Source organism: Kitasatospora sp. NPDC097643, from assembly GCF_040302625.1.
Taxonomy (GTDB): domain Bacteria; phylum Actinomycetota; class Actinomycetes; order Streptomycetales; family Streptomycetaceae; genus Kitasatospora.
This window is the reverse complement of record NZ_JBEOSA010000084.1, coordinates 24,345-35,762: the sequence shown is the minus strand read 5'-3', so window position 1 is coordinate 35,762 and position 11,418 is coordinate 24,345. Positions and strand designations below refer to the sequence as shown.

Here is an 11,418-nt window from a genome sequence, read left to right as displayed (position 1 = left end):
GTGCGTGCGCACGGCGGGCCCCCTCGCGTGTGCCGCCAGGGCCTGTCCGGCGGACCTTGTCCTAGCCCCGGCGCGAGCCGCGGTCCAGGGCGGCGATCGCGCTGCCCCGGGCGTCGTCGCCGTCCAGCGCCCAGACCATCACCCCGCCCAGGTCGTTCCGGCGGACGTAGCGGGCCTTCTGCCGGATACGCGAAGGAGGCCGGACCGCGGGTGCGGTCCGGCCTCCCTAGAGGCGCTGTGCGGGGACTCAGCCGATCAGCGAGCGCAGCACGTACTGCAGGATGCCGCCGTTGCGGTAGTAGTCCGCCTCACCGGGGGTGTCGATGCGGACGACCGCGTCGAACTCCTTGTCACCGGCGACGACCTTGACGGTCTTCGGGGTGCGGCCCTCGTTGAGCTCGGTCACGCCGGTGATGGAGAAGGTCTCCTCGCCGGTCAGGCCGAGGGAGTCGGCGTTCTCGCCCTCCGGGAACTGCAGCGGCAGGACGCCCATGCCGATCAGGTTCGAGCGGTGGATGCGCTCGTAGGACTCGGCGATGACGGCCTTGACGCCCAGCAGCGCGGTGCCCTTGGCGGCCCAGTCGCGGGACGAGCCGGAGCCGTACTCCTTGCCGGCCAGGACGACCAGCGGGGTGCCGGCGGCCTGGTAGTTCTGCGAGGCGTCGTAGATGAACGACACCGGGCCGTCGGCCTGGGTGAAGTCGCGGGTGTAGCCGCCCTCGGTGCCCGGCGCGATCTGGTTGCGCAGACGGATGTTGGCGAAGGTGCCGCGGATCATGACCTCGTGGTTGCCACGGCGCGAGCCGTAGGAGTTGAAGTCACGCTTCTCGACGCCGTTGGCGGTCAGGTACTGCGCCGCCGGGGTGCCGGGCTTGATGTTGCCGGCCGGGGAGATGTGGTCGGTGGTGACCGAGTCGCCCAGCTTGGCCAGGACGCGGGCGCCGGCGATGTCGGTCACCGGGCTCGGGGTCTTGGCCATGCCCTCGAAGTACGGGGGCTTGCGGACGTAGGTGGACTCGGCGTCCCACTCGAAGGTGTTGCCGGTCGGGACCGGGAGCGACTGCCAGCGGTGGTCACCGGCGAAGACGTCCTGGTAGCCCTTGTCGAACATGGCCTCGTCGATGGAGCCGGCGACGGTGTCGGCGACCTCCTGCTCGGACGGCCAGATGTCGGCGAGGAAGACGTCGTTGCCGTCGGCGTCCTGGCCCAGGGCGTCCTTGGTGATGTCGACGTTCATGTTGCCGGCGAGGGCGTAGGCGACCACCAGCGGCGGGGAGGCCAGGTAGTTCATCTTGACGTCGGGGTTGATCCGGCCCTCGAAGTTGCGGTTGCCGGAGAGCACCGAGACGACCGCGAGGTCCGACTCGTTGACGGCGGCCGAGACCTCCTCGGGCAGCGGGCCCGAGTTGCCGATGCAGGTGACGCAGCCGTAGCCGACCAGGTTGAAGCCCAGCTTCTCCATGTACGGGAGCAGGCCGGCCTTCTCGTAGTAGTCCATGACGACCTTGGAGCCGGGCGCCAGGGTGGTCTTGACCCAGGGCTTGACCGTCAGGCCCTTCTCCACGGCCTTCTTCGCCAGCAGGGCGGCGCCCAGCATGACGGAGGGGTTGGAGGTGTTGGTGCAGGAGGTGATCGAGGCGATCACGACCGCGCCGTTGTCGATGGTGTACGCCGAGCCGTCGGGGGCGGTGACGGTGGTCGGCTTCGAGGCCTCGGCCGAGTAGGTCGGCAGCGCCTCGGCGAACTTCGACGCGGCCTCGGCCAGGATCACGCGGTCCTGCGGGCGCTTCGGGCCGGAGATCGACGGGACGACGGTGGAGACGTCCAGCTCCAGGTACTCGGAGTAGGCCGGCTCGACCGACGGGTCGTGCCAGAGGCCCTGCTCCTTGGCGTACGCCTCGACCAGGGCGAGCTGCTGCTCGTCGCGGCCGGTGAGCTTGAGGTAGTTGATGGTCTCGGCGTCGATCGGGAAGATCGCGCAGGTCGAGCCGAACTCCGGCGACATGTTGCCGATGGTGGCGCGGTTGGCCAGCGGGATGGCGCCGATGCCGTCGCCGTAGAACTCGACGAACTTGCCGACCACACCGTGCTTGCGCAGCATCTCGGTGATGGTGAGCACCAGGTCGGTGGCGGTGGTGCCGGCCGGCAGCTCGCCGGTCAGCTTGAAGCCGACCACGCGCGGGATCAGCATGGAGACCGGCTGGCCCAGCATGGCCGCCTCGGCCTCGATGCCGCCGACGCCCCAGCCCAGCACGCCCAGGCCGTTGACCATGGTGGTGTGCGAGTCGGTGCCGACGCAGGTGTCCGGGTACGCCTGGCCGCCGCGGACCATGACGGTGCGGGCCAGGTGCTCGATGTTCACCTGGTGGACGATGCCGGTGCCCGGCGGGACGACCTTGAACTCGTCGAAGGCGGTCTGGCCCCAGCGCAGGAACTGGTAGCGCTCCTTGTTGCGGCCGTACTCGATCTCGACGTTCTGGACGAAGGCGTCCGGGGTGCCGAACTTGTCGGCGATGACGGAGTGGTCGATGACCAGCTCGGCCGGGGCCAGCGGGTTGATCTTGGCCGGGTCGCCGCCCAGCTCCTTGACGGCCTCACGCATGGTGGCGAGGTCGACCACGCACGGCACACCGGTGAAGTCCTGCATGATCACGCGGGCCGGGGTGAACTGGATCTCCTGGCTCGGCTGGGCGTTCTCGTCCCAGTTGCCGAGGGCCCGGATGTGGTCGGCGGTGATGTTCGCGCCGTCCTCCGTGCGGAGCAGGTTCTCCAGCAGCACCTTGAGGCTGTAGGGCAGCCGCTCGGAACCCTCGACGGCGGAGAGCTTGAAGATCTCGTACGACTCGTCGCCCACCTGCAGCGAGCTGCGGGCGTCGAAGCTGTTCGCGGACACGACTGACTCCTTCTGGGTGCTTCGTGCGATATCCGGCCGCCGCGGTGGTAAGGTCAGCCTTACTTAGGCTGACCTTGCCCGCATCGCCGGCGAGCGCCTCTCGGCAAGTATCTTGATGTCGAGATATATCGTAAGGGGCAGTTATCTCGATGTCGAGATAAACCATAGTGCATGCCGCCGTCTTCACCACCGCAGGCATGCCCTCGGCGGCCCGGTCAGTGGTCGTCCGGGCCGCGCCTGCGGCGCTCCAGCCGGATCAGCCACACCACCCCCGCCACCAGTGCGGCGGCGATCAGCAGTACCACCACCGTCTCACCACCGGAACCGCCCACCGGCGACGGGGCCACATCCGCCAGCAGAGTCCTCGTCGTCATGCTTCCTCCTCGTGTGTCGGGGGTGTCGGGGATGTCGGTGTCACGAGGTGCCGCCCGGCCCCCAGGCCGAGGACCAGCATCAGCAGCACCGGGAACTCCAGATAGGCGTGGTAGCTCGCCACCGCCGCGTACAGCGTGCGGCCCTGCGCGTAGTCCACCGCGAACAGCACCGCCAGCAGACCGCCCACCAGCGCGCCCAGCGCCCACGCCCGGCCGCCCCGCAGCGCCGGCACCCGGGCCTCGAAGCCCTCCGCCGCCTCCGGCGCGTACCGGGGCAGGAACCAGACCCACACCACGTAGTGCATCGTCTGGAGGAAGGCGAACACCGCCAGGAAGCGCAGGCCCACCCCCGGCGTCAGCCAGGCCGGCGGGGTGTAGGCGACCGCCAGCCGGTCCGTCCAGCCGCCGGACCCGCCCGGGCCCGCCCGCAGCCAGCCGTCCAGCGCGCCCGCCAGCAGCAGCGCCGGCACCGCCAGCACCCAGACGCACTGGAGCGCCAGGAACACCGCGCGCCCCCGCACCAGCCGACGCGACCACTCCCACAGGAACAGCAGCGGCACCACGTTGTGCAGATGCGCCAGCACCACGAAGTGGTACGCGGGGAACGCCAGCGAGGCCGCGCCCGCCGCCGTCAGCAGCACCGCGCCGCCCGCCAGCAGCACCGGGCGGCCGCGCAGCCCGTACCGGCAGGCCGCCGCCAGCAGCCCGTACGCCAGCAGGATCTCCGCGGCCCGGGCGCCCGGCGAGGGCGGCAGCAGCCGGCACACCACGATCCCGGACACCAGGACCAGCAGCAGCCGCAGCAGCGGCCCCGCCAGCACCACGGCGAAGCGGCCCGCCACGTAGCGCAGTTCCAGCACGTTGTGCAGCACCCCGAAGGCGGCCAGGCCCAGCACCGCCAGGCCGGTCGGCGCCCGCAGCGCCACCGCCAGCGCCAGCACCGAGGCGAGCGCGAAACCCGCCAGCGGCGCGGCACCCAGCCGCTCCCCCGGGCCCGGCGCGGGCCACGCCCCCGGCACCGGCCCGGGCCCGACGGCCGCCGCCGGCACCACCTCGGTGGCCATGGTCCCCTCCCCGTGGCACGATCCCCGCCGTGCCCTACGCCCTTGCCCTCGCCCTCACCCTGCTGGTCGAGGTGCCCGTGTACACCGCCGCCCTCACCCGGGCCGCCGGCGTCCGGCCGGCCCGCGCGGCGGCCGCCGCCGTCCTGGTCAACCTGGCGACGCACCCGCTGTTCTGGTGGTCCCTGCGGCAGTTCTCCGCCGGGCCCGCCGCAGCGTACTGGACCGCGTTCGGGCTCGGCGAAGCGGGCGTCTGGGCCGTCGAGGCGGCACTGCTCGGGCGGCTCACCGGGCTGCGGCCGGGCCACCCGCTGCCCTGGGCCGCGGCCGGAACCGCCAACGCGGCCTCCGTGCTGGCCGGGATGGTGCTGGCAGGCTGAACCCGCCGGTGCCGGGCAGGGGGGTTGTCGGTACCGTGGCCGGTGAGTTGACGTGCTGGAACACGCCGTACGGACCAGGGGCCGACGAATGATCGTGGTGGACGCATCCGCGCTGGTGCTCGCGCTGGCCGACGAGGGCGAGCGCGGCGCCACCGCCCGGGCCGAACTCGCCGCCGGCGGCGAGTGGTTGGCGCCCGAGCACATCCTGGTCGAGGTGATGCAGTCGCTGCGCGGCCTCTACCTGGCCAAGGAGCTGACCGCCGACCGGGTCGCCGAACTCACCCGGGAGCTCGCCGCGGTGGCGGTCCGCAAGGTCGAGGTGGCGCCGCTGCTCGGCCGGATCTGGGAGCTGAAGGACAACCTCACGCCGGACGACGCCGCGTACGTGGCGGTCGCCGAGCAGTACGGGGTGCCGCTGGTCACCGCCGACCTGCGGCTGATGCGGGCCAGCGGGCCGCGCTGCGAGATCCGGGGGATCCACCGGGCGGGCTGAGCTTTCTCGGGTGACCGTTCGAGGGTGACCGTTCGAGGGTGTCCGGGGCGGCCCGGCCGCGTTGAGCAGGGTGTCCGTCGCCCTGCCCGTGGAGGCCCGCCGATGTCCGCCCCGTTCGCCGCCGCCCTGCTGCCGCTGACCCTGCTCGCCCCCGCCGCCTCGCCGGTGTCCGCCGCCTCGCCGGTGTCCGCCGCTTCGCCGGTGTCCGTCGTCGAGGCCGACTTCGACCCGGCGACGGCCTTCGTCCCGCCCACCGCGATCAGCTACGCGAGCGACCTCGTCCCGTACGGCTCGCACACTCGGGTCGTGGTCGACCGCTCAACGCCCGGGAACACCGTGTTCACCGTGACGGTGGCCGGGCTCGCCCCCGGGCACGCCTTCCCGGCGCACCTGCACACCCGCGACTGCGGCGCCGACCCGGCCGCGTCCGGGCCGCACTACCAGCACGTCCCGGACCCGGTGCAGCCGTCCACCGACCCCGCGTACGCCAACGAGCGCAACGAGCTGCGGCTGGTGCTGCGCACCGACGGGCACGGCGACGGCACCGCCTCGGCCGCGGTGGGCTGGCAGCCGCGGCCGGGCGAGGCGCGGTCGCTGGTGCTGCACGCGGGCACCCCGGCCGACCGGCACGCGGCGGGCGACCGGGTGGCCTGCGTCCGGCTGCCGGGGTGACCGCGGAGTCGGTGGTCGGCGGTGCTCAGGAGCCGAGGGCCGACTGTGCTCAGGAGCCGAGGGTGGCGACCAGCACTGCCTTGATGGTGTGCAGGCGGTTCTCCGCCTGGTCGAACACGATGGAGTGCGCCGACTCGAACAGCTCGTCGGTGCACTCCAGTTCGCTCATGCCGGTCGCCTCGTACATCTGCCGCCCGACCACGGTGCCGAGGTCGTGGAAGGCGGGCAGGCAGTGCAGGAACTTCACGGCCGGATTGCCGGTGGCCCGGACGGTGTCCATCGACACCTGGTACGGCCGCAGCTGCTCGATCCGCTCGGCCCAGACCTCCTTGGGCTCGCCCATCGAGACCCAGACGTCGGTGTAGAGGAAGTCCGCGCCGGCCACGCCCTCGGCCACGTCCTCGGTGAGGGTGATCCGGGCGCCGGTGGACCCGGCCAGGTCCTCGGCCGCCTTCTGGACGTCCTCGGCGGGCCAGAGGGCGCGCGGGGCGACGATCCGGATGTCCATGCCGAGCAGGGCGCCGGTGACCAGCAGCGAGTTGCCCATGTTGGAGCGGGCGTCGCCGAGGTAGGCGAGGGCGACCCCGGTGAGCGGCTTGGTGGTGTGCTCGGTGATGGTGAGCACGTCTGCGAGCATCTGGGTCGGGTGCCACTCGTCGGTCAGGCCGTTCCAGACCGGCACACCGGCGTACTCGGCCAGCTCCTCGACGACCTCCTGGCCGTGGCCGCGGTACTCGATGCCGTCGAACATCCGGCCGAGCACCCGGGCGGTGTCCTTGATGGACTCCTTGTGGCCGATCTGCGAGCCGGCCGGGTCCAGGTAGGTGGTGGTGGCGCCCTGGTCGTGCGCGGCGACCTCGAAGGCGCAGCGGGTGCGGGTGGAGGTCTTCTCGAAGATCAGCGCGATGTTCTTGCCGCGCAGCCGGGGCTGCTCGGTGCCCGCGTACTTCGCCGCCTTGAGCCCGGCGGCGAGGTCCACCAGGAAGCGGAACTCCTGGGGCGTGAAGTCGAGCTCCTTGAGGAAGTGCCTGTTCCGGAGGTTGAAGGCCATGCCGGGCTCCTGGGGTGACGGGTGCGGGTGACGGGAGGAAAGGGAAGCGGCAAGTGTATACGATGCTAGGAATTTCTATGCAGGTGCGGGTGCGCAGAAGGGGCGGGCCCTGTGGTGGGCCCGCCCCTCCTGCCCGCCGTCCTACAGGCGCGGGTCCACCGGCTCCGACTCCAGCGCGAGCACCGCGAACACGGGCTCGTGCACCCGCCACAGCGGCTCGCCCGCCGCCAACCGGTCCAGCGCCTCCAGGCCCAGCGCGTACTCGCGCAGCGCCAGCGAGCGCTTGTGGCCCAGGGCGCGCTGCCGCAGCTGGTCCAGGTGCGCGGTGTAGTCGGGACCGTAGATGATCCGCAGGTACTCCCGGCCGCGCACCTTCACGCCGGGCTGCACCAGACCGCCCGGCCGGCCCTCGCCGCGCGCCGTCCGCACCACCGAGGCCAGCGGCTTGACCACCATGCCCTCGCCGCCGGCCGCCGTCAGGCCCTCCCACCAGGCGATCCCGGCCGCCACCGACGCCTCGTCGGCGGTGTCCACCAGGAGACGGCCGGTGCGGTGCAGCACCGGCTCCGCGTGCTCCTCGGCGTCGGCGTTCTCGGCGTCCGCGTTCTTGGCATCCGCGTTCTTGGCGTCGGCGTCCACCAGCCCGTCGATCCAGGCCAGGTGCTCGTCGTGCGGGCGCACCGCGAGGTTCGCCCCCTCGGCGGCCAGCACCTGGAACGGCGCCAACCGGATGCCCGACAGCCCCTCGGTCGGCCAGCAGTACCGCCGGTACGCCTCGGTGAACGCCCCCGCGTCGGCCGCGCGCCGACGCTGCCGGGCGGTCAGCTCCGCCAGGTCCAGCCCGCGCCCGGCCGCCCGCTCCAGCGCGTCCAGCACCTCCGGCAGGGCGGCGCCGGCCGCCGCGCCGACCGCCGCGTACTGGCGGCGCAGCAGCTCGACGGCCTTCAGCGACCAGGGCATCAGCTCGGCGTCCAGCAGCAGCCAGCCGGTGTCCAGCTCGTCGAAGAGCCCCGAGCGCTCGGCGGCCGCCCGTACCCGGTCCAGCACAGCGGCGGTCAGCGCGTCCTCGGCGAGGAACGCCCGGCCCGTCCTGGTCCAGATCGCGCCCGGGCCGGCCAGGCCGAAGCGCCGCTCCAGCGCCGTCTCGTCCCGGGCGACCAGCACCACGGCGCGCGAGCCCATGTGCTTCTCCTCGCACACCACCTCGCGGACACCGTCCGCGCGGTAGCCGGCGAACGCCTCCTCGGGGTGCTCCAGGAAGCCGTCCCGGCGGGAGGTGGCGGTCGGCGCCATCGTCGGCGGCAGGTAGGCGAGCAGCCGCGGGTCCAGCGCGAAGCGGCTCATCACCTCCAGCGCCGCCGCCGCGTTCTCCTCCCGGACGGCGACCCGCCCGTGCAGGGCCGTCTCGACCGTCCGGCGGCCCGCCACGTCGGCGAGGTCCAGCGGACGGCCCTCGCGGGCGCCCGGCGCGTCGGTGATCATCGGGCGCACCGGGGCGTACCACTCCTGCTCGGCCTCGACGCTCACCAGCTCACGCTCCGGGTACCGCAGCGCGGTCAGGCTGCCGCCGAACACGCAACCGGTGTCCAGGCAGATCGTGTTGTTGAGGAAGCTCGCGGTGGGCACCGGCGTGTGGCCGTACACCACCAGTGCCCGCCCCCGGTACTCCTCCGCCCACGGGTAGCGCACCGGCAGGCCGTACTCGTCGGTCTCGCCGGTGGTGTCCCCGTACAGCGCGTGCGAGCGGACCCGGCCGGAGGCGCGGCCGTGGTACCGCTCCGGCAGACCGGCGTGGCAGACCACCAGCGCGCCGCCGTCCAGCAGGTAGTGGCTGACCAGGCCGCGCATGAACGCCCGCACCTCGGCCCGGAACTCCTCGGACTCCCCGGCCAGCTGGTCCAGCGACTCCTGGAGCCCGTGCGAGACGGTGACCTTCCGGCCGTCCAGCGCCCGGCCCAGCTTGTTCTCGTGGTTGCCCGGCACGCAGATGGCGTGCCCGGCCGCCACCATGCCCATCACCAGGCGCAGCACGCCCGGCGTGTCCGGGCCGCGGTCGACCAGGTCGCCGACGAACACGGCGGTACGGCCTTCCGGGTGGGCGGCGTCCACCAGGCGGCCCTCGGCGTCCCGGGTCAGCGAGTAACCGAGGCGGAACAGCAGGGTCTCCAGCTCGGACCGGCAGCCGTGGATGTCGCCGACGATGTCGAACGGGCCGGTGAGGTGGCGCAGGTCGTTGAAGCGCTTCTCCAGCACGACCTCGGCGGCCGCGACCTCGGCCTCGCCGCGCAGCACGTGCACCTTGCGGAAGCCCTCGCGCTCCAGGCCCTTGAGCGAGCGGCGCAGCTCGCGGTTCTGGCGCGGGACGACGTGGGCCGGCAGCTGGCGGTCCGGGCGGGAGCGGTTGCGCTCGGCGCACACGCCCGGCGGGACGTCCAGCACGATCGCGATCGGCAGCACGTCGTGCTCACGGGCGATCCGGACCAGCTGGCGGCGGGCCTCGGGCTGCACGTTGGTGGCGTCCACCACGGTCAGGCGGCCGGCCGCGAGGCGCTTGCCGACGATGTAGTGCAGCACGTCGAAGGCCTCGGCCGAGGCGGACTGGTCGTTCTCGTCGTCGGCGACCAGGCCGCGGCAGAAGTCGGACGAGACCACCTGGGTGGGGAGGAAGTGGCGGCGGGCGAAGGTGGACTTGCCGGCGCCGCTGGTGCCGATCAGGACGACGAGGGAGACGTCGGTGACGGGGAGGCGGCGGGGGGCGGCCGCGGGGGCCATGGGGGCCTTGCGGGTCTCGGCGGCCCTGGGGGTCTCAGGAGCCCCGGCGGCCTCGGGGGTCGGCTCGGGGGTCTCGGCGGCCTCAGGGGTCGGCTCGGGAGTGGTGGGGGTCGCTGCGTCGGTCATCGGGGCTCGCCTCCTTCGGGCGTGGTGGTGGGCATGGGTGCTTCAGCTGGGTCGGCGACCCGGAACAGGGCCAGCTGGGTCGGCGCGCCGACCTCCGGGTCCTCCGGGCCGACCGGGCGCAGCACCACCGAGTACCCGTACGCGGTGGCCACCCGTTCGGCCCAGGCGCGGAACTCCGCCCGGGTCCACTCGAAGCGGTGGTCGGCGTGCCGCACCCGGCCCGCCGGCAGGCTCTCCCAGCGGACGTTGTACTCGACGTTCGGCGTGGTGACGACCACGGCCCCCGGACGGGCCGCGCCGAACACCGCGTACTCCAGGGCGGGCAGCCGCGGCAGGTCCAGGTGCTCGATCACCTCGCACAGCACCGCCGCGTCGAAGCCCTTCAGCCGCGCGTCCGTGTACGTCAGCGCGCCCTGCGCCAGCCGCACCCGGGCCGCCTGTCGCTCCGGCAGCCGTTCCAGACGCAGCTTGCGGTTGGCCGTCTGCAACGCCCGTACCGACACGTCCACGCCGAGGATCTCGGTGAACCGGGCGTCCTTCAGCAGTGCGCCGATCAACTCGCCCTGGCCACAGCCCAGATCGGCGACCCGGGCCGCGCCGGCCTCGTGCAGGGCGGCGAGGATCGCGGCCCGGCGCTGCTCGGCCAGGGACGGGGGCTTGGGGGCCTGGTCCTGGTCCTGGTCCTGCTGCTCCGGCCGGCCGTGGCCCTGCTCGTGCTGCTCGCCGTTTTCGGTGTCCGCCGCCTCGGGCTGGTCCTCGACCGCGTTGTCGATCTCCTCGACCTCGCGGTCGTCCGCCTCGGCGAGCCGGGCCAGCTCCAGGCGCTCCATCGCCGCGCGGGTCAGCGACCAGCGCCGCGACAGGTAGCGGCGGGCGATCAGGCCGCGCTCCGGGTGAGTGGCCAGCCAGCCCTCACCGGCCGCGAGCAGCTTGTCCACCTCGTCCGGGGCCACCCAGTAGTGCTTGGCGCCGTCCAGCACCGGCAGCAGCACGTACAGCTGCTGGAGCGCGTCGGCGAGCCGCACCGAGTCCGAGGCCAGCTCGAGCCGGACGTACCGGGAGTCGCCCCACTCCGGGAACGCCTCGTCCAGCGGGATCGCGGCCGCCTCGACCCGCCAGCCCAGCGGCTCGAACAGCCGGGCCGTCATCGCCACGCCGCCGCCCTCGCCCGCGCCGTTCGCGGGCACGGCGGGCAGCGCGATCCGCAGCGGGCGCGGCCGGTCCGCCAGCCCGGGCCGGGCCGGGCAGGCCCCCTTCATCGCGGACCGGAACACCGTCCGCAGCGCCACCGCGAGCAGCGAGGACGCGGCGTACGGGCGGTCGTTCACGTACTGGGCAAGCGCGAAGTCCGGCGAACCGGCGCGACCCTTGCCCCGGCCCCGGCGGACCAGGGCGATCGGGTCGACGTCCAGCAGCACCGCCGCCGTGCAGACCTCGTCCCCCGCCTCGGGGTAGAAGACGTGCGCCTCGCCGTGCGAGGTGGTGAACCGCTGGACCTTGCCCGGGTGTTTGTGCAGCAGGAACCCGAGATCGGTGGCCGGGCTCTCGGCGCTGCCGGTAGTGGAGATCGACATGAACACCCGCCCGAGTATTGCC

General features: G+C 73.2%; 9 protein-coding genes. 3 read left to right on the top strand and 6 right to left on the bottom strand.

What is annotated here, in order from left to right:
• Window positions 1-247: 247 nt before the first annotated feature.
• The 3 genes from acnA to ABTY15_RS35445 all read right to left on the bottom strand — a co-directional run bounded on the left by acnA (window position 248) and on the right by ABTY15_RS35445 (window position 4,331).
• A complete protein-coding gene (gene acnA / locus ABTY15_RS35455) occupies window positions 248-2,893 on the bottom strand; it encodes an aconitate hydratase AcnA (protein WP_350605028.1) in 2,646 nt (881 codons plus the stop codon).
• A 215-nt stretch (window positions 2,894-3,108) separates the two neighbouring features.
• Window positions 3,109-3,267: a hypothetical protein gene (locus ABTY15_RS35450; protein WP_350605025.1), complete on the bottom strand. Its 159-nt coding sequence runs from the start codon at window positions 3,265-3,267 to the stop codon at window positions 3,109-3,111.
• Window positions 3,264-4,331 carry a hypothetical protein gene (locus ABTY15_RS35445; protein ID WP_350605024.1) on the bottom strand — a complete coding sequence of 356 codons (1,068 nt, stop codon included), beginning with the start codon at window positions 4,329-4,331 and terminating at the stop codon, window positions 3,264-3,266. Before ABTY15_RS35445 ends, ABTY15_RS35450 begins: the two co-directional genes overlap by 4 nt.
• Window positions 4,332-4,360: 29 nt before the next feature.
• On the opposite strand from ABTY15_RS35445, the gene ABTY15_RS35440 reads away from it, so the two are divergent.
• The 3 genes from ABTY15_RS35440 to ABTY15_RS35430 all read left to right on the top strand — a co-directional run bounded on the left by ABTY15_RS35440 (window position 4,361) and on the right by ABTY15_RS35430 (window position 5,873).
• A complete protein-coding gene (locus ABTY15_RS35440) occupies window positions 4,361-4,708 on the top strand; it encodes a hypothetical protein (protein ID WP_350605022.1) in 348 nt (115 codons plus the stop codon).
• A gap of 88 nt (window positions 4,709-4,796) precedes the next feature.
• Complete coding sequence (locus tag ABTY15_RS35435; RefSeq protein ID WP_350605020.1) at window positions 4,797-5,201, top strand: type II toxin-antitoxin system VapC family toxin; 405 nt, start codon at window positions 4,797-4,799, stop codon at window positions 5,199-5,201.
• 102 nt (window positions 5,202-5,303) lie between these two features.
• Complete coding sequence (locus tag ABTY15_RS35430; RefSeq protein WP_350605018.1) at window positions 5,304-5,873, top strand: superoxide dismutase family protein; 570 nt, start codon at window positions 5,304-5,306, stop codon at window positions 5,871-5,873.
• 49 nt (window positions 5,874-5,922) lie between these two features.
• Here ABTY15_RS35430 and argF read toward each other — a convergent pair whose 3' ends face one another.
• The 3 genes from argF to ABTY15_RS35415 form a co-directional block, all read right to left on the bottom strand.
• Complete coding sequence (gene argF, locus ABTY15_RS35425; RefSeq protein WP_350605015.1) at window positions 5,923-6,924, bottom strand: ornithine carbamoyltransferase; 1,002 nt, start codon at window positions 6,922-6,924, stop codon at window positions 5,923-5,925.
• Between the two features lie 141 nt (window positions 6,925-7,065).
• Window positions 7,066-9,696, bottom strand: a complete 2,631-nt coding sequence (locus ABTY15_RS35420; RefSeq protein ID WP_350605030.1) for a polynucleotide kinase-phosphatase — start codon at window positions 9,694-9,696, stop codon at window positions 7,066-7,068.
• A gap of 122 nt (window positions 9,697-9,818) precedes the next feature.
• The gene (locus ABTY15_RS35415) at window positions 9,819-11,402 is read right to left on the bottom strand and encodes a 3' terminal RNA ribose 2'-O-methyltransferase Hen1 (protein WP_350605014.1); all 1,584 of its coding nucleotides are present in this window, start codon (window positions 11,400-11,402) and stop codon (window positions 9,819-9,821) included.
• Window positions 11,403-11,418 lie beyond the last annotated feature (16 nt).

Excerpts from the sequence above, each read along its gene's own strand:
- ABTY15_RS35450 (WP_350605025.1), bottom strand. The coding sequence starts at position 3,267 with ATGACGACGAGGACTCTGCTGGCGGATGTGGCCCCGTCGCCGGTGGGC.
- ABTY15_RS35445 (WP_350605024.1), bottom strand. The coding sequence starts at position 4,331 with ATGGCCACCGAGGTGGTGCCGGCGGCGGCCGTCGGGCCCGGGCCGGTG.
- ABTY15_RS35435 (WP_350605020.1), top strand. The coding sequence starts at position 4,797 with ATGATCGTGGTGGACGCATCCGCGCTGGTGCTCGCGCTGGCCGACGAG.
- ABTY15_RS35430 (WP_350605018.1), top strand. The coding sequence starts at position 5,304 with ATGTCCGCCCCGTTCGCCGCCGCCCTGCTGCCGCTGACCCTGCTCGCC.
- argF (WP_350605015.1), bottom strand. The coding sequence starts at position 6,924 with ATGGCCTTCAACCTCCGGAACAGGCACTTCCTCAAGGAGCTCGACTTC.
- ABTY15_RS35420 (WP_350605030.1), bottom strand. The coding sequence starts at position 9,696 with ATGGCCCCCGCGGCCGCCCCCCGCCGCCTCCCCGTCACCGACGTCTCC.